General features: G+C 42.5%; 25 protein-coding genes. 17 read left to right on the top strand and 8 right to left on the bottom strand.

All coding sequences use genetic code 11. From position 1 onward, the window contains the following. The first annotated feature begins 357 nt into the window (after positions 1–357). Positions 358–816 carry a helix-turn-helix transcriptional regulator gene (locus GYX26_RS08590; RefSeq protein WP_174828901.1) on the top strand — a complete coding sequence of 153 codons (459 nt, stop codon included), beginning with the start codon at positions 358–360 and terminating at the stop codon, positions 814–816. Positions 817–1,000: 184 nt separating this feature from the next. Here the strand turns inward: GYX26_RS08590 and GYX26_RS08585 are convergent, their stop codons facing one another. Next, entirely contained in the window at positions 1,001–1,525 is a 525-nt protein-coding gene (locus GYX26_RS08585) for a hypothetical protein (protein ID WP_174828900.1), read from the bottom strand. 11 nt (positions 1,526–1,536) lie between these two features. Further along, positions 1,537–1,674, bottom strand: coding sequence for a hypothetical protein (locus tag GYX26_RS08580; RefSeq protein WP_174828899.1), 138 nt, complete (start codon positions 1,672–1,674; stop codon positions 1,537–1,539). A gap of 166 nt (positions 1,675–1,840) precedes the next feature. On the opposite strand from GYX26_RS08580, the gene GYX26_RS08575 reads away from it, so the two are divergent. From GYX26_RS08575 to GYX26_RS08535, 9 genes are all read left to right on the top strand, one after another. After that, positions 1,841–2,182 (top strand): hypothetical protein, encoded by a 342-nt coding sequence (locus tag GYX26_RS08575; RefSeq protein ID WP_174828898.1) that lies wholly within the window; start codon positions 1,841–1,843, stop codon positions 2,180–2,182. An 11-nt stretch (positions 2,183–2,193) separates the two neighbouring features. Further along, positions 2,194–2,511: a hypothetical protein gene (locus tag GYX26_RS08570; RefSeq protein ID WP_174828897.1), complete on the top strand. Its 318-nt coding sequence runs from the start codon at positions 2,194–2,196 to the stop codon at positions 2,509–2,511. 66 nt (positions 2,512–2,577) lie between these two features. Next, positions 2,578–2,955 carry a hypothetical protein gene (locus GYX26_RS08565; protein WP_174828896.1) on the top strand — a complete coding sequence of 126 codons (378 nt, stop codon included), beginning with the start codon at positions 2,578–2,580 and terminating at the stop codon, positions 2,953–2,955. Positions 2,956–3,060: 105 nt separating this feature from the next. Next, positions 3,061–3,306, top strand: a complete 246-nt coding sequence (locus GYX26_RS08560) for a hypothetical protein (RefSeq protein ID WP_174828895.1) — start codon at positions 3,061–3,063, stop codon at positions 3,304–3,306. Then, positions 3,303–3,713 (top strand): SLOG family protein, encoded by a 411-nt coding sequence (locus tag GYX26_RS08555; protein ID WP_174828894.1) that lies wholly within the window; start codon positions 3,303–3,305, stop codon positions 3,711–3,713. The genes GYX26_RS08560 and GYX26_RS08555 overlap by 4 nt, the downstream gene beginning before the upstream one ends. 63 nt (positions 3,714–3,776) lie before the next feature. Next, positions 3,777–3,986, top strand: coding sequence for a hypothetical protein (locus tag GYX26_RS08550; RefSeq protein WP_174828893.1), 210 nt, complete (start codon positions 3,777–3,779; stop codon positions 3,984–3,986). Next, on the top strand, positions 3,983–4,576 hold the full coding sequence (locus tag GYX26_RS08545) for a type II toxin-antitoxin system death-on-curing family toxin (protein ID WP_174828892.1): 594 nt from the start codon (positions 3,983–3,985) through the stop codon (positions 4,574–4,576). Before GYX26_RS08550 ends, GYX26_RS08545 begins: the two co-directional genes overlap by 4 nt. 126 nt (positions 4,577–4,702) lie before the next feature. Continuing rightward, complete coding sequence (locus GYX26_RS08540) at positions 4,703–4,945, top strand: DUF4224 domain-containing protein (RefSeq protein WP_174828891.1); 243 nt, start codon at positions 4,703–4,705, stop codon at positions 4,943–4,945. 19 nt (positions 4,946–4,964) lie between these two features. Further along, entirely contained in the window at positions 4,965–6,032 is a 1,068-nt protein-coding gene (locus GYX26_RS08535) for a tyrosine-type recombinase/integrase (protein ID WP_174828890.1), read from the top strand. A 165-nt stretch (positions 6,033–6,197) separates the two neighbouring features. On the opposite strand, the gene GYX26_RS08530 is transcribed toward GYX26_RS08535, so the two are convergent. The 3 genes from GYX26_RS08530 to GYX26_RS08520 form a co-directional block, all read right to left on the bottom strand. Then, positions 6,198–6,704, bottom strand: coding sequence for a DUF4157 domain-containing protein (locus GYX26_RS08530; protein ID WP_174828889.1), 507 nt, complete (start codon positions 6,702–6,704; stop codon positions 6,198–6,200). Positions 6,705–6,708: 4 nt separating this feature from the next. Next, positions 6,709–7,257, bottom strand: coding sequence for a DUF2062 domain-containing protein (locus tag GYX26_RS08525; RefSeq protein ID WP_174828888.1), 549 nt, complete (start codon positions 7,255–7,257; stop codon positions 6,709–6,711). A gap of 204 nt (positions 7,258–7,461) precedes the next feature. Next, the gene (locus tag GYX26_RS08520; RefSeq protein WP_100089791.1) at positions 7,462–8,088 is read right to left on the bottom strand and encodes a Smr/MutS family protein; all 627 of its coding nucleotides are present in this window, start codon (positions 8,086–8,088) and stop codon (positions 7,462–7,464) included. A gap of 167 nt (positions 8,089–8,255) precedes the next feature. Here GYX26_RS08520 and ubiM point away from each other — a divergent pair, with 167 nt between their 5' ends. Further along, the gene (gene ubiM, locus GYX26_RS08515; RefSeq protein WP_174828887.1) at positions 8,256–9,470 is read left to right on the top strand and encodes a 5-demethoxyubiquinol-8 5-hydroxylase UbiM; all 1,215 of its coding nucleotides are present in this window, start codon (positions 8,256–8,258) and stop codon (positions 9,468–9,470) included. 76 nt (positions 9,471–9,546) lie between these two features. Here the strand turns inward: ubiM and pyrF are convergent, their stop codons facing one another. The 3 genes from pyrF to GYX26_RS08500 form a co-directional block, all read right to left on the bottom strand. Then, positions 9,547–10,275, bottom strand: a complete 729-nt coding sequence (pyrF, locus tag GYX26_RS08510; RefSeq protein ID WP_100113197.1) for an orotidine-5'-phosphate decarboxylase — start codon at positions 10,273–10,275, stop codon at positions 9,547–9,549. A 125-nt stretch (positions 10,276–10,400) separates the two neighbouring features. Further along, a complete protein-coding gene (lapB, locus tag GYX26_RS08505; protein WP_174828886.1) occupies positions 10,401–11,600 on the bottom strand; it encodes a lipopolysaccharide assembly protein LapB in 1,200 nt (399 codons plus the stop codon). 24 nt (positions 11,601–11,624) lie between these two features. Then, complete coding sequence (locus tag GYX26_RS08500; RefSeq protein WP_100113195.1) at positions 11,625–11,945, bottom strand: lipopolysaccharide assembly LapA domain-containing protein; 321 nt, start codon at positions 11,943–11,945, stop codon at positions 11,625–11,627. Between the two features lie 331 nt (positions 11,946–12,276). Between GYX26_RS08500 and GYX26_RS08495 the strand changes: the two genes are divergently transcribed. From GYX26_RS08495 to GYX26_RS08470, 6 genes are all read left to right on the top strand, one after another. Next, a complete protein-coding gene (locus GYX26_RS08495; RefSeq protein ID WP_174828885.1) occupies positions 12,277–13,200 on the top strand; it encodes a branched-chain amino acid transaminase in 924 nt (307 codons plus the stop codon). A 90-nt stretch (positions 13,201–13,290) separates the two neighbouring features. Further along, complete coding sequence (locus tag GYX26_RS08490; protein WP_100113193.1) at positions 13,291–13,482, top strand: zinc-finger domain-containing protein; 192 nt, start codon at positions 13,291–13,293, stop codon at positions 13,480–13,482. Positions 13,483–13,621: 139 nt separating this feature from the next. Beyond that, complete coding sequence (trxB, locus tag GYX26_RS08485) at positions 13,622–14,578, top strand: thioredoxin-disulfide reductase (protein ID WP_174828884.1); 957 nt, start codon at positions 13,622–13,624, stop codon at positions 14,576–14,578. Positions 14,579–14,730: 152 nt separating this feature from the next. After that, on the top strand, positions 14,731–15,540 hold the full coding sequence (gene fabI / locus GYX26_RS08480; protein WP_174828883.1) for an enoyl-ACP reductase FabI: 810 nt from the start codon (positions 14,731–14,733) through the stop codon (positions 15,538–15,540). Positions 15,541–15,691: 151 nt separating this feature from the next. Beyond that, positions 15,692–16,141 (top strand): large conductance mechanosensitive channel protein MscL, encoded by a 450-nt coding sequence (gene mscL / locus GYX26_RS08475; RefSeq protein ID WP_174828882.1) that lies wholly within the window; start codon positions 15,692–15,694, stop codon positions 16,139–16,141. Positions 16,142–16,384: 243 nt separating this feature from the next. Continuing rightward, positions 16,385–17,446 (top strand): dihydroorotate oxidase, encoded by a 1,062-nt coding sequence (locus tag GYX26_RS08470; protein ID WP_174828881.1) that lies wholly within the window; start codon positions 16,385–16,387, stop codon positions 17,444–17,446. The last annotated feature ends 64 nt before the right edge of the window (positions 17,447–17,510 follow it).

Below are 17,510 nucleotides of genomic sequence, written 5' to 3'. Positions count from 1 at the left end.
GGCTTCAGCTTCTTTTAAAATAGATACGATCTGATGTTCAGTCATCTTTTTCATGTTTAAATCCTCTGTGGGTTAATGAAGAGAATTTTCTACTTTGGGACTGTACTATTTTAGGGGATAGTTACAAGACAAGTCTAAAAATCCAAAGAACTTTATGAAAGGAGAACGACTTCAAACACCAACTTTGATAATTTATATCTGAATGTTCCAACACACGGATTATTTTCTAAGTTGTTTATTAGAAACTTAATCCTAAACAGATGTAACAAGATTCTTGAATATCACCATTGATAGGTATCATCATTTTGATGACCCCCTACCGTTAACCACTTATTCGCTTTCTATAAGGAGTAGAACATGAATAATCAATTGGCACTTAATGGAGTACATGGATTACATTGGAATCAATCTGCAATCAGAAATATTAAATCACTAACGCTGAGTAGCAATGTTGCACAACCAACATTTAGCGAAAATAGTGAATTTCAAATTGCATTAGCGCGTAGTGCATTGCAGAAATGTGGCGTCTCGCCCAGTAAAGCAGTATGCATAACAATTAAAGGGGATTCCATGGAACCAGTACTGCCAGATGGCGCTATCGTTGGCGTCAACTTAGACGGAAAAAGAATAATAAACAATGAAATTTATGTATTCAGGCATTCTGGCAGCCTCCACGTAAAACAATTATCATGGAACGATGATAATACTATCAATATCCACAGCTTCAATTCATCTAGAAAAGACGAAACCGCATACTTAGAAGATATGGAAATTATTGGTCAAGTTTTCACGTGGTCAGTATTTGTGAGAGATTGATACGAAATACCAATTTGAGGTGCTAACTATAGTACCAATACATGGCATTAATGAGAACGATTTCAAATACCAATTTTGACAAGCTACATCTGAATGTGCAAACACATAGATGTATTAATAGGCTAAAGAAAAAGCCGATTCTAACGAGTCGGCTTCATTGTTTGGCTTTACTCGCTTAATGATATTAGTTTTTAAATCTGTACTCTGGTATTTCACCGGCAAATAGCGCAGCGAGATACTCTAATCTGGTTAGCTTTCTTGGTTCTTGTGGGATTTTTTTTTCAGGAATCCAATTTAGCATGGCCAGAGCAGATAAGCGGGCGGGATAAGAAAGAATGCCAATCTCATCCGTTTCATTTTCAGAAAGATTAAGAAGTTTGTTTCTGATTGATTCACTATCCATATCATCAAAATGATGATAAATGGAGTAGTACTTTTGGCAAATCTCTTTAGCTGATTGCGATTTGGTTCCGGGCGAATAAATTAACTGAAGAGTTGTAACAACAGCAACTATGGAACCGAGTATTACTCCGTTCCAAGTAGTTGCTATTACAGACATACCCGTGAGCAAAAGGATAAATGAAGCTAGCTTATCTAGTCTTCCTAGAAATTTATACATTACTTTCTCATAACAAAATGAGTAAGCAATTTCAAATTTTAAATGTTTTCTAAGTTCAATGCTGTTTTCGGTTTGCTCACAGTTAGCCATAAGTCTTTCCTTTACTTTTTACTATTACCTCCGCGTTGTGAATTACATGGAGGTGGCGGGGGTGGAGTTTTAGGAACGTGCTTATTTCCAATTGGCGCAGGTGTTTTAGGCGCATGGTCATAAGCCATTTTATTTTTATCATTACTCATGATAAGTACCTCTATTTGCTAGGTTGTTTTGGGAAACTCAATTCTAGCATATGCACGATGGCAGTGAGTGCCTAACCACCTGCCACCTTACCCGAGTTTAAAAACTCAAGCCCACTAACCAGCGGGCTTTAGTTTTTGAATTTAAATAAAATTAAAGGAGTTAACAATGAACGATGAAAACAACACCAATCCGGAACCTGTTGGATTTTGGGATGAAATGGCACAAGAGGCTGCTAAATGGGATTTAAGCAATTCCCCCAAGGAAACAAAACCAAAACCAGAAAAACGGTTGGCTAATAATGAGCTGGCAGATGTCGCTTGTGAAGCCATTTACCAGCTATACCATACAAAATATGATATTTGGCTAAAAAAGGTAACGAATGAGCTTGTTAAAGCTATTGTTTTAGGTGGCCATTACGAGCAGCAGACAGTAGGCCAGATATTAAGCCATCTGCCACTAGCAGCTAAAAAAATGGTTACTGAGTATGTTCAAAGCAACGCAAATTGAAAGGAGTTATCATGAAGCTTAAAATACATCTTCATGAATTAAAAAATCACCCTTATGGCAACCGTATTTGCTGGGAGCATAGACCAACGGGAGCACTGGTCGTAAGATATGGTATGCTACTATATGAGGTAATCGTTCCTGTCAAATCGTCTCTAATAAATACCGAGGCGCATTACGGCGTGGGACATCTGAGAAATGCCAGAACCATTATCAGACGCCACTGGCTGGAAAGCGCATCAAAACGCAACACACCCCAGCAAAAAACAAAGGATTTAATAGCAATAATCTCGAATGGTCACTTTATTTATTGGATTGCACAATCCAATTGATACAATGAGCACAAAACCCAATCAACCTATCAATGTAATTGATTTATTAACTAGGAGTATATAGCAATGCAAGTAGAAGATAAGTTTCGCGCCCGTCACCATGATGAAATAGCCTGCTTAATGGATAACGCTGGGTTGCTTGCCATAATACAGGATGTTGAGGGTATAGATGAAATGCTAGAACAGATCAGCAGAAAAGATTTAGAACATCTTAGTGAATATTGTTTTCATGCATTAGAAACAACAACGTTTATTATGGAAACGTTATCTAAATTAACTGACGGCTATAGAAGTAATAATATCACTGATAAGCTAAGCCAAGAAGACTTTTTGAAATTCACCAGCAAGTTAGCAGCACTATCAGGCGGGATTAATAGCAATGTTAGTTACATGCATCTGACGATAATGGAACTGCTAGGAATTAAACATGACAGCACTTCATGATAAATTAAATTTAGCATTGTTTTAGAAATCAAATGGGGGAATAAACTTCCCCCTTTTTTTGAATGTAAATACCATTATGAAAAAAATGCACTGATAGCCACTTGTGTGGCTTTTTTTATTGCTGGTTGTGATTATGCAGAAGAGATAAAACGCCAAGAAGCGGAACGAGTTGGTGAAACTACTGTGGAAACACAGGTTGTTTTACATGATGGACGCAAAATCACCTGCCTTGTTTACAACAACCGCAATCAGGCCGGAGGCCTATCCTGCGACTGGTATAACGCCCCACCAATACAGCCGACCTACCCCAGCCCTAGCAAACTTAACAACAACAGGCAGCTTAAATCATGAATGTTATCGTTTGCGGTGGTTGTATCGTTTCTGGTGATGGTTTTCGCCGTATTGTGGCCAGAACATTACTGTCAATACATTCTGGTACGCCTATTGATACCCTGATTGATTCTGGAATATCTCACGGTGCTGTTTACTTAGCCCGGGAATGGGCAAGAGTACACAACATCCAAACCAAAAGCTTTACTGCCTTGTTTGGTCGACACGGGAGCTATAGCGGGCATATGCGTAATAAAAAGATGATTGATTACGCCCTGCACCATAATGCCCCTAAAGATGGCCAGAATCAAGCCATGCTGGTGGTTTTCAAGGACAAGTATGGCCGTGGTGCTAAGGACATCATTAAACAGGCTAAAGAGGCAAGTATTTTTGTTTGGACAGTTGATTTAGAAAATGAGGCCAGCTAAATGCTGGCTTTTTATTATTCGTTTAATCATATGATAGAATGAAGAATCAATAAGGAGCTTATCATGGAAAATATTGAGAAAAGGTTTAACCTTTTAAAATCATTAGAAAATGATTTTAGTAAAAATGTTTCTAATCAAGCAGAAAAAGTAGTTCAGGCATCTTTATACGAAAGAAAACAAAGAATGGAAAAAGTTAATCTTGATAAGGATTTTGATAATCTATTAAGCGATTCAAGTATCAGAAATGTATTTATTCGGTTACGTGATAAATGAGTTCCGTAGTTTATCTTGAACAAGATGAGGTTATCGCTAACCACGATAAAATAATTTTGGTTAGTGGCGGTTTATTGGGTATTCGTGATGAGGGATTGTTAATCAGTGCGTTAACAATGATTCAGAACGATTTGTATTATCCAACTTTTTCATCAAAGCTAGTCCACCTGATTTTTTCAATCAACAAAAATCATTGCTTCAGTGATGGTAACAAACGCACTTCGCTAAGTTCGGGAGCATCATTTTTATTAAAGAATGGATGGCCTCTGGAATTTGTTAAAGCTTTCATTATCAATATGGAAGAAGTGGTAGTGTGGCTGGCTGATGATGAAATTAATAAAGATGATTTAGCATTAATCATTGATATTTTATTTCTTGGTTTTGAAATAAATAAAGATTCAAGTAAAGAAAAATCAGCTACAGAACTAATTGATTTCTACAAAGAGATCAATATCGAATACGAAGAACTGGATTTATTTTCTCAAAATATGTTTAATAAAGAAGACCTGGTTGAATTAAAACTCATAATTCAATTAAAACAAAAACATAAAAAAATAGGGAAATTAATACTACAAATGTTTACGAAGTAGTAAATTAATATTTATCTGTTTTCTGATTTTGTAATAGATTCAAGTCAGCATTAGCTGGCTTTTTTATTAACACCAGCGTAACAACACATACCGGCAATCAGCCAGATTTTTTATATGAGCGAGATCATGTCTGAAATATCACCCTATGCGGAATTTTTGACACCAGCAGAGGTAATCGTATTAACGGGGTATAAAGCCAAAAGCAAGCAGGTTGAACATTTAAGAAAACAGGGTATTCCTTTTCATTTAAATGGAAGAAATGAGCCAATAGTATTGCGCCAAGCCCTATTAGGGAATAAAAAGCAGCATTCAGGTGATGGCCAAATCAAAACACGCTGGCAATCACCTATGCTAAGCAACTCTACTTAATCTTTTTACTGGGGGCTATATGGGTCGTAAGGCAACAGTTAATTTAAATCTACCAACAGGCATGCGCGCACGTAAACGCAAAACACGCAACGGCATAGTGACGTGGTATTACTTCGATACTGGTGGCAAACCGCGTAAAGAAATACCGTTAGGCAATGATTATGTGAAAGCCTGCCAAAAATGGTCGGAGTTGTCACTACAGAAGCTTGATAAAGCTCACCAGATCACTTTTGTGCAGGCATTGCAACGATACATATTGGAAGTCATTCCTAAAAAAGCACCCAAAACGCAACGAAACAATATTTATCATACCAAAAGATTAAAACTATTTTTTGGTGGTGATAATCCGGTACTCCTAGAAGATATTGATGCAGGCCATATACGGGAATATTTTAAATGGCGTTACAAGGCGCCGGTTGCGGCCAACAGGGAAATAGCCTTATTTAATCATATATGGACATATTGCCGCCCTGCTCATTGGGGGTATACATCAAAAGAATCACCATCAAAAGATATCAAACGAAATAAAGAACAGCCAAGGGATGTATATGTTGAAGATTATATCTATAGCATCCTGTATAAATACGGTAGCCAAGATTTGCGTGATGCGATGGAGATAGCGATGATGCTTGGGCAGCGTCCTTGTGACACAGCCAAAATCCACACCGATCATATTCAAAAAGGGGTACTTACCATCAAGCAAAACAAAACAAGCAATGCCCTTAGATTCGTTGTTACAAAAAGATTGCAGGACATTATTACGCGCCGTGCCCCTCATGGTGGCTTTTTATTTTTAAACAACCGTAAACGGAAAATGACAACGGACAACCTACAGTATCGTTTTGATATTGCGCGTAGCCTTGCTATTCAAAACCACCCAGAACATGCTGAGGAATTGGCGCAGATTCAATTCAGAGATTTACGCGCTAAATCTGCGACAGATAAATCGCTTGTATCTAGCGAAGAGGAAGCGAGTAAATTATTGGGGCACGCCAGTGTAAACATAACCAAAAAAGTCTATATTAGGCGCACTCTTCCTATAATACCCTTTGAACATAAGGGTGATGAAATTGCGGAACAGGTTTAATGGTATTTTTTATTTTATTTATTTATAACAATACATTGCATTAATTTAATTAAAATTCCCAGCCGCTCAAATACACACATGAATCACTCTGGCAGGAAAATCAAATACTGATTATAACAGTTTAACCGGATAACCCAAGATGCGTTGGCCAATACAGCCGGATGTTTAGTAATGTGGCAGTAAACGACGATTATCAGGCTGATAGATTAGCGGCTTAAGCAGACGACGAAAATGCACCAGAAAGGGTTGGTGACGCTTATCTCCGGCCAGTGCCAGAAAATAATCCTGTACTAGCTGTGCCTGCTGCTCCATATTCAACTGCCCAAGGCTTTTTATGGTGCTTAAAGGCGGATAATGGTAGGCACGTGCCTGATAATAGCCCGCTTTCAATGCCAGACAGACACCAGCAAATATAATTGGAAAACCATGCTGACTTTGCCATACATGCATTAATTCATGAATCAGCCACGCCTGTCGGCTCAAACTGGCCTGAGTAAAATCATCAACATAGTAGGCTGCTGGAAAAACAATACTGTTACCACAGGTAATGGCTGCATGCGGATGCAGCAGCCACCATGCACCGCTGACAATCTGCACCTGTGACCAGTCAGCGGCATTACCCAGAACTTTTCTAACCAGATACAACTCGTTGCGTGTTAAGGGGCGTTGCATAATATTATTTCTGACCGCTGGTGTTGGTATGCCTGCTGGTAAACCATTGCCAGCCATTCCAAACCAGAATATAACCTACAATAGCCAATATCGTGCCCAGCACCGGTACACCCAAAAGCAAGGGCTTGCCAAAACGGATTAGCCACTGCCACAGCTCTGCTCCCAGATGGCTCATAGTAAAATCAGGCAAGGCAGGCATTTCCTGTCCCCACTGGCCATCCATTAATCCGGCTCCAATCTGATAGGCACAATAATATAAAGGTATATAAGTTAGTGGGTTGGTATAAAGCGTAGTCAGCAATGCCAGTGGTAAATGTGTGCGCATAACATAAGCAACAAGCAAAGCGGTGAGCATTTGCGTTGGCCCGGGCATCAGCCCGCAAAACATCCCTACTGCCACAGCCGAAGCTGCACGCTCACGGTTTAGCTGCCAGAAATACGGGTGATTAAACCAGCGAGCAAAAAGTTTAAACCATGGTGAAGCAAACAATGATGCCTGAGTAGGCATTTTTTGCCTTATATGCTGCAACCATTTGGCCACACTACTACGCATAATATCGCTCTGACTGGTTTAAAGAAAAGCTAATACAGATTTTCATACTGATTCAAAATAACCTGTTTGGTTTATTGTCAGAATTAGCTATTACAGTTTGTGCTTTATCAATTTTTGCACATGTGCATCTGTTTTGCTCAACCTGATATTTTGTTTATTTTGCCTTAAGCTTTAAGATTTTAATACTGTTAATTTGAGAATAAATTATTCCCACTCCTTTGTACGGTGTTTCTTTTTAACCAGTACATACACAGCACCATCATTGCGCTCATTGGGCTGCGCATAGGCCAGTACCTCCGGATGAGCCATCAGCCAGCGCCGTACCAGTGTTTTTAAAACCGGCTGAAAGTCTCTGGAACCCAGTCCACTGCCATGGACTATCTCACCAACCACACCATATTGTTGAATATAATCAATAAATTCATTTAGCACCTGCTGTGCTTCTTCCTGGCGGTAGCCATGTAAATCAACATAAGCCACAATCGGCCAGTGTTTAGCCTGTAAACGCTGGATATCAGCCTTACCACGGCCATTTTTACTGAATACCATCGGTGCTGCATCGTGCTGATTTTCACCGATGTAAAAATAGCTGGCACTGTCCAGCGTTTCTTCCTGCCGCGGGCGTAATTTAATCGGAGTATTGTCGCGCGGGTGCTGAAACTGATTTCTTGCTTTTAATGGAATGACATCTTTACCCATTACTTCTGTAAAACTAATATCTGTCTGGCGCTTTTGTGCTGCTTTGGCCTGCTGCTGTTCTGTGGCCAGACGTCTGGCTTTGGCCTGTTTACCCAGTTGCTGCAATTGATCCTGAAATGAGTTTTTAGCCATGTGTGTAACCATTCACATATAAATACCATTTCCATGATTTTAACAGAGCCGCAAACTGTGCGCTAAGCTTGACATTTATTAATTTTCTGACCGATGAAGATAGGATTCATGCCGATTTTCAGTTATCCTAACGCAGTATTGGATATATTTATTCAGGAATAGATTTTATGACGGCAAATAATGTGTCTCCATGCTCAGGCAAAGAAACTGATGTCATTATTGTTGGCGCCGGTCCTGCCGGCTTGAGTCTGGCACGTGCACTGGCTCCCTCAGGACTATCAATTACCGTGGTAGAAAAACAGGAACTGGCTACGCTGGCACAACCACCTTTTGATGGCAGGGAAATCGCTCTGACACATTATTCCAAGGAATTGATGCAACAACTGGATATGTGGAACAAAATTCCAGCTGATGAGATTTATCCCTTGCGTGATGCCAAAGTAATCAACGGCTACTCCAATTATCAGCTGCATTTCGAACAGCCGACTATGGCACGAGGCAAACCCGCCAGCTCACTGGGCTTTCTTATCAGTAATCATCATATCCGGCGTGCTGCCTATGAAGCAGTACAACCATTTAACAATGTCTGTTTCATAGCCGGGCACAGCATTATTAATGTGAAAAATGAAGCAGCCAATCGGATTGAAGCCACTCTGGATAATGGCCAGATTCTCAGCGGAAAGCTGCTGGTTGCCGCTGACAGTCGTTTTTCCAATACACGCCGCCAGTTAGGTATTTCTGCCCAGATTCATGATTTCGGGCGTACTGTTATTGTTTTCCGTATGCGCCATACCTTGAGTAATCAGCATACTGCTCTGGAATGTTTTCATTATGGCCGCACGCTTGCTCTGCTGCCTCTGGAAGAAAATCTCACTAACTGTGTAATAACGATTAATAATGAACACGCCGGCGCAATACTGGCCATGTCTCCTGCGCAGCTTGCAGCAGATATTACCAGACAGCTAAAGGGCAAACTTGGTGACATGCATCTGGTTAGCACCATTCATCATTATCCGCTAGTCGGTGTTCATGCCAACGCATTTTATGCCCAGCGCAGTGCTTTGATTGGTGACGTTGCTGTCGGCATGCATCCGGTAACTGCACATGGTTTTAATCTGGGATTGAGTGGTGTGAGCATATTAGCCAAGCTGGTTAATGAAGCCGTACGTAAAGGCAAAGATATCGGTAGTCAAAGCTTACTGGCACAGTACCAGAGACAGCATATGCCACATACTCGCGTACTGTATCACGGAACAAATGCGATGGTATCTTTGTTTACCAATGACAGCCCGCCCGCCCGCCTGATGCGATCATTGGTATTACGCATCAGCAATAACTTGCCACCAGTGAAAAAACTGATTAGCAAACAACTAACTGGCTAATCAGTATCAGCTAATTATATAAAATGCCTGCTAGCGTATACTGATAGCAGGCATTTTTACATTGATGTATCCCAGCCTAAATCAGGCCATTATTGATTTGTTGCAATATCCCGGCGGGGTTTTCACTTTGGGTAATCGGCCGTCCCATTACCAGATAGCTGCTACCAGCAGCCAGAGCAGCTTTAGGTGTCATAATACGGCGCTGGTCATCTTCAATTGTATTGTGCAGGCGGATGCCGGGTGTAACCAGTAAAAATTCTTCTCCCAGTTGCTGGCGCAATAAGGAAGCTTCCTGCGCAGAACACACCACACCATCCAGTCCTGATTGCCGGGTAAGTTCTGCCAGACGTAATACCACTTCGTCTATGGGGGTGTTTATACCAGTTTCAGCCAGTTCTGCCTGAGTCATGCTGGTTAAAACTGTTACCGCAATCAATAATGGTGGCTGGCTACAATTGCTTACAGCTTCTGCGGCCGCTTCCATCATTCTGCGCCCTCCGGAAGCATGCATGTCCACCATCCATACCCCCATATCAGCAGCTACCTTACAGGCAGAAGCAACGGTATTGGGAATATCATGGTATTTTAAATCCAGAAAAATCCGATAGCCCTGTAATACCAGTTGTTCAACCAGATAGCGTCCGGTGGCGGTAAACAGCTCCTTGCCGATTTTAAGCTGACACAAATTAGGGTCTAGCTGGCGCACAAAATCCAGTGTTGTTTCTGCACTGGCAAAATCCAGCGCAACAATCACAGGTTTTGCTGGCTGATTAATCAGGGTGTTATCAAGCATTAATGGATTCATATTCTTCAGGGTTAACAATTAAATATAAGATGCAACTACTCAAATTATCCAAAATTCTAATTTCAATTTGAGTAGTTAATTTCACTGACTGAGGCTGCTTATTTGTTTAAAAGCTTATCAGGAGGCTAAACATCGATACGGTTAGGGGTAAATGTTTCCCATTTATTGCAGGCCGGACAGTGCCAGAAATAAACCTGTGATTTAAAATGGCAGTGGCGGCAGCGGTACATGACAGATTTCTGCATCTGCATACCCACTACTGAGCGCATCATGTCGACATCAACTTTCCATCTCGGATTAATATTGGTCTGCAATACCCCGAGTAAACGGTAAGTTCCGGTAAGAGTGGGTCTGCGCCGTACCAGATCGATAACAATTTCCCTAGCCCTGTCTTCACCATAGACCGGTAAAGATTTTTCATATATCACCCCGGACAAATCCAGCTGCGGAAAAGTCTGCGCAAAACCAATTAATACTTCAATTCCGTCTGCCGCTTTTTGCAAACCATCATAGGCATCGTACAAGCGTTCACCTACCAGACTCAGATATTCATAATTCTGCTTCTCTATTGCACTATAAGCATCTATAGCAGCCTGATAATTCTGCTGTTTCAGCTCTACATCGCCCAGAATTATATTGGCACGGCTGCATTTACGGTTTACGGCCAGTGCCTGAAAAATATATTCGCGCGCTTTGTTATATTCAGACTGGTACAGCGCCAATTGTGCCAGTTCACAGTAAAACTGGGCAATTTCAAACTGGTAAGTCTGATCTCCGGTGCTGAGCTCCTCCGCCAGCTTAATGGCTTTCTCCCAGTCGCGATCCTGCTGGTAAATGTTCAGCAGGATCTGCCGTGCCTGTCTGGCTTTACTGCCATTAAGTAAACCAACCAGTATCTGTTCTGCACGATCAACCAGACCGGCTGCCTGATAGTCCTGACCAAGCTCAAACATTACTGTATCACGACGTTCCGCAATGGTTTCTGGCAACTCCAGCAGCCTCTGGTGCAAGGTAATGGCTTTATCGTTTTCACCACGCTGGCGATACAGCTTGCCCAAAGTTAGATGTAGTTCATAAGTACTTTGGCGGGCATCATTTTGCTGGTCCACCACCTCTGCCAGCTCCCGCACGGCCACTGCGCTTTTACGCTCAACCAGAGCATCCAGACTTTTATAAAATCCTTCCGGAATGGCTTTCGCCTGCTTCAGCACTGTACGCATGTCCACACGTGCAGCAAACCAGCCCATGGCGAAAAATACCGGTAGCAGAATAACCAGCGCCAGAATAACCGGCGCCAGCCACATCCAGAAATCATTACTATCCATACTAACTGCTTACTTTCTTCTACTCTATTTGATATTACTGGATTCTGCCGGTTTAACTGTCACAACATTTTCGGCATGTACAGTCTGGCTGGCCGCTTTAGCTTGTTTATTAAGTTGGTTCTGCAACTGATTAACTTGACTGCGCAGGCGCAGTAAACGGCCAAACATGGCGAAAACGCCAAAAACAGCACCGATAATAAAAAATATCAGCAAGAGCACAATTAACGGTAAATTCACCATCTGCCCGGGCAGATAATTAAATGCAATCAATTGTGTGTTGCTAACAGCCAGTAATAAAAATGCCAGCAACACCACTATTTTTATTAATGTATAAATAATCTTCATGCCTATCCACCCTGTAATGCATCGTTTTCTGAAAAAACAATTATATGCCAGATACCAGCCAGTTTATCCAAGAAGCAGCACAGTTTAAACGATTTCGCTGCTTTTTAGCAAAAGCTGACCGTGTTTTCAGCATTGGCAAGTAAAATAGGCAGTGTATAATATTTACGTTTACATAAAGTAACGGCAACCATGGCTAAAGCTAAGACCACAGGCTGCTTTTACCATTATTTTTTCTGTACTGCCCAAGTCATCAACCCTGCCTTGCCCTATCCATTGCAAGACAGGGTTCCGGCCACGCAGCTTAATGTCTTAATTTTGGAGAAGTTTTATTATGTCTATGGCCGATCGCGACGGTTTTATCTGGTTTAATGGTAATCTTGTTGACTGGAGAAATGCCCAAACCCACGTATTAACCCACACATTACATTATGGCATGGGGGTTTTTGAAGGCGTACGTGCTTATGAAGCTCAGCATGGAACAGCCATCTTTCGTTTGCACGATCATACTAAACGCCTGTTCAATTCAGCCAAAATTACCGGTATGCACCTGCCGTTTTCGCAGGAACAAATTAATCAGGCGCATATTGAAGTGGTTAAAGCCAACAAACTGGCTTCATGCTATTTCCGCCCAATGGCCTTTTATGGCTCGAACAAGCTGGGTGTGGCACCAGATCAGGATGATGTGGAGGTAATTGTTGCTGCCTGGCCCTGGGGCGCTTATCTGGGTGAAGAAGGTATGCAGCGTGGTATTCGCGTGCAAATCAGCTCGTTTACCCGCCATCATCCAAATATCACCATGATTAAAGCCAAAGCCAATGGCAATTACATGAATTCCATCATGGCCAATACTGAAGCAACACGTAATGGCTACGATGAAGCCATCATGCTGGATTCAAATGGTTTTGTTGCCGAAGGTTCGGGTGAAAACATTTTTATTGTGAATGATGGCAAACTCTATACCCCTGCACTGGATGCGGCTCTGGACGGAATTACCCGGCGTACTGTGATGGCAATTGCCGCCGATATGCAGTTAACTGTTTCTGAAAAACGCATCACCCGTGACGAAGTTTATTGTGCTGATGAAGCATTCTTCACTGGTACTGCTGCGGAAGTAACACCAATACGTGAAGTAGATGGCCGTGTTATTGGCTGTGGTGCCCGTGGGCCGTTAACCACAGAGATTCAGCAACGTTATTTTGAAATTGTTCATGGCAAAAATGCCAAGTATGAATCCTGGTTAACCTATATTGACTAACCACCTGACAACAGGTCTGATTAACAATGTATTTATCGTAATCAGACCTGTTTTATATGATTGCTTTTTAGCTGAACCAAGGAAAATATGATGAGTAGTACTGCCCAGTCTGTTACCACTATTACCCCACATGATTTACCTCTGATATGCACCGGCTCAGAAAACGGAAACTGGAACGGCCATCCACGAGTGTTTTTACCAATTCAGTCCAACAGTAGCATTGAGTGTCCTTATTGTGGCAAGCAATACCATCTGGATGGCATTGCTGAAAATCATCATTAAAGATTTACTTCCCTGCTGTGCCGCAGGCAAACCATAGCCCTGTCACATCAGTGGCACAAGATTTAATCCCCGATGGGTATTGTGGTACAGTTACTACCCTTTATTCATCACAACATTGCTACAATAATAAGGAATTGTCATGACCGAACTCACACACAGCCGCTTAATTATTCTCGGTTCCGGGCCAGCAGGATATACCGCTGCCGTTTATGCTGCCCGTGCCGGCTTAAAGCCTACTCTAATTACCGGCATGGCACAGGGTGGTCAATTAATGACAACAACTGAAGTAGATAACTGGCCGGCTGATGTCAATGGTGTACAGGGACCTGAACTGATGCAGCGTTTTCTGGCACATGCTGAACGCTTTGGCACAAACATGATTTTCGATCACATCAATCAGGTGGATTTACAGCATCGTCCGTTCACCCTCACTGGTGATATGGGGAGCTATAGCTGCGACGCACTAATCATTGCCACAGGTGCTTCAGCAAAATATCTGGGCTTACCCAGTGAAGAAGCTTTTGCGGGCCGAGGAGTATCAGCCTGCGCTACCTGTGATGGTTTCTTCTATAAAGATCAGGATGTAGCCGTAGTTGGCGGGGGTAATACCGCCATCGAGGAAGCTCTGTATCTGGCCAATATCGCGCGTACTGTTACCGTTATTCACCGGCGTGAAAGTTTCCGTGCTGAAAAAATCATGATGGATAAACTGCGGGAACGGGTAAAAGAAGGCAAAATTATTCTCAAGCTCAACGCTACAGTAGATGAAATTCTCGGTGATGACACTGGTGTTAATGCTGTACGTATCAATTACGCTGAAAATGAAAGTGAACTTGTTGCTGTAACCGGCATATTTATTGCCATTGGCCATCAGCCGAATACCCAGATTTTCAGAGGACAGCTGGATATGGATGCTACCGGCTATCTCATCACCAAAGGCGGTAACGAAGGCAATGCAGGTGCTACCAATATCCCGGGCGTATTTGCCGCCGGCGACGTTAAAGACCACGTATATCGTCAGGCCATTACCAGTGCAGCATCAGGCTGTCAGGCAGCACTAGATGCCGACCATTACCTCTCCGGATTAAGTAGCTGATTGTTTTATTTGCCAGAAAACCGGCCAGCCGAATATACGTTAGCTGGCCGGTTTTAAAGTTTCTACTCTATACAAGCATTTCTCGTAAAAGTAAATATTAGTTATAATGCGACCTTTAAGCTAAACACAAATCACGTTCAAGGATAATAATTATGGGCTTTTTGCAAGGCAAAAAAATCCTCATCACTGGTATGATTTCTGAACGCTCTATCGCCTATGGTATTGCCAAAGCCTGCCATGAACAGGGTGCAGAACTGGCCTTTACCTATGTAGTGGACAAGCTGGAAGACCGGGTACGCAAAATGGCGGCCAGCCTCGGTTCTGAACTGGTGTATCGCTGCGATGTACAGAGTGACGAAGAAATTAACCAGTTATTTGCTGATTTGGGCCAAAGCTGGTCACAGCTGGACGGACTGGTACACGCCATTGCTTTTGCACCGAAAGAAGCTTTAAACGGAGATTTTCTGGACAGCATTACCCGTGAAGCATTTATGACTGCTCACGAAGTATCAGCCTATAGTCTGCCTGCACTGGCTAAAGCTGCACGACCGTTAATGAGTGGCCATAACAGCTCTATTCTGGCACTTACCTATCTGGGTGCTGTACGTGCTATTCCCAATTACAATGTGATGGGTATGGCCAAGGCTTCACTGGAAGCCGGTATCCGCTTTACTGCGGCCTGTCTGGGAGAGGAAGGTATTCGCTGTAATGGTATTTCAGCCGGCCCGATTAAAACACTGGCTGCCTCCGGCATTGCCAATTTCAGCCGCCTGCTGACGCATGTTTCAGCACAAAATCCGATTCGCCGCAATATCACCATTGAAGAAGTGGGTAATACTGCTGCTTTTCTGTTATCCGATCTGGCTTCTGGCATCACCGGTGAAATCACCTATGTTGATGGTGGCTACAACATTAATGCTCTTGGTGTACCAGAAGATTTGGTTAGCACGCATAATAGCTGATTCACAACGCTCTATTCAAAGCTGCCTGCATTCCCGTTCAGGCAGCTTTTATTATTTTTACATTGCATAACCCTGCTCAGGCTTGCCCACTTGCATAATCGCGCTACCATGAAACCAAGTATTTCATTTTATTCCAACCATGGAGGCAGGCATGAAGTTTTTTGAACAGTTTAAAGCTTTTTTATTGCGTGGTAATGTAATCGATCTGGCTGTCGGTATGGTAGTGGGTACGGCTTTTACCAATATGGTGAAATCACTAGTAGATAATGTGATTATGCCACCGATAGGGTTACTGATTGGCGGAGTGGATTTTTCTAATCTGTTTTTTACTTTGCGCAATGGCCCAAAATCGCCCGGCCCCTATGAAACACTTGGTGCTGCACAGGCTGCGGGAGCGGTAACACTGAATATTGGCTTATTTATTAACACCGTTATCAGCCTAATTATTGTAGGCTTCGCCATTTTTATGGTTGTTAAAGCAATTAATAAGCTGCATAAAAATCCCCCGCCTAAAACCACGACTAAACAGTGCCCACAATGCTGTACCGAAATTCCGCTAGAAGCCAAGCGCTGCCCGAACTGTACTTCTGAGCTAAGTTAATTTAAATCTTATTTCACTTTAAAACGTGATATACACGCATTCTGGCTAAAATTTGGCTTGTTCCGAATATTCAAAAGCTACATACTGCTTGTAGCTTTTTTTGCACCAGAACAAACTGTGTATTCTGCCCATGAATTAGGTACTGATATTTTGTCGTAACCATATCCATAGCGATTGCAGCACTTTATAGCCTACATGCATAGGCCAACACAGGAAATTTAAACCAGACTGTCAGGAATAACAATGCAAACTAATCTAATCCCGTTTTATAACCCCTTATTAAGCTACGAAGACAACTATCAGCATGGCCCGTTTGGTGATTTCAGTAATGCAGCACCATCCATAGGACAAAATAAGCATACTGAGCGCTTTCTCAATCTGGAAGTTAACCTGCCCTTTGGCATCCCTGCTGGGCCGTTATTGAATGCCAACTTTATCAAAGCTGCATTCAACCATGGTTTCGATTTATGTGTTTATAAAACCGTGCGCACCCGCGCTCAGGCCAGCCATCCCTTACCCAATGTGCTTTCCATTCATCCTGCTGGTCAATTGTCAGCCAACATTGATACGGTACTGGCCGATACAAACTACACAGCACCTTTGTCTATCACCAATTCCTTCGGTGTACCTTCATTTAATCCCGATATCTGGCAACCTGATTTGGCTGATGCTGTTAATGCTGCGCAAAAAGGCCAATATGTTATCGGCAGTTTTCAGGGCACTGCCGGCAATGAGGCCAGCATAGAAAAAGATTATGCCTGTGCTGCACGCCTGGTAGACGAAACTGCTGCACCGATTTTAGAGGCCAATTTAAGCTGTCCAAACGAGGGCGTAAACAAATTATTGTGTTTTGATTTTGATAAAGTAGAACGGATAGCCAAAGAAATCAGAAACGCTGTACCTGATAAGCCGCTGTTTCTGAAACTGGCCTACTTTGCCGATGACGATGCTATCTTCCCGCTTTTAAGCAAGCTGGATGGCATTGTTGATGGTTACAGTACGATTAATACCTTATCAGCCAGACCAGTTACAGCAAATGGTGAACCTGCGCTGGGGCTGGATCGTCCTACTGGTGGTGTCTGCGGTGAGGCCATTCGCTGGGCGGGGCTGGAAATGGTAGATCGTCTGGCCAGATTAAGAACTCGCCTGAATAATCATTTTGCGATTATTGGTGTTGGCGGAGTAAGCAGTGCAGCACATTCTCAGGCTTACCGCTCAGCCGGAGCCGATGCAGTAATGAGTGCTACCGGTGCCATGTGGAATCCGCAACTGGCTTTGGAAATTAAAAGCAGTCTGAATAGATAAAATTCCTGCTGGTGGCCTAAACTGAATCTGGCTACCAGCACCACCCTTCACTATTATCAGAACA

This window comes from Snodgrassella sp. ESL0253 (genome assembly GCF_013344965.1).
In the GTDB taxonomy this organism is placed as follows: Bacteria; Pseudomonadota; Gammaproteobacteria; order Burkholderiales; family Neisseriaceae; genus Snodgrassella; species Snodgrassella alvi_B.
Note: the sequence above shows the minus strand (reverse complement) of the source record. Positions and strands in the feature narration are given on the sequence as shown.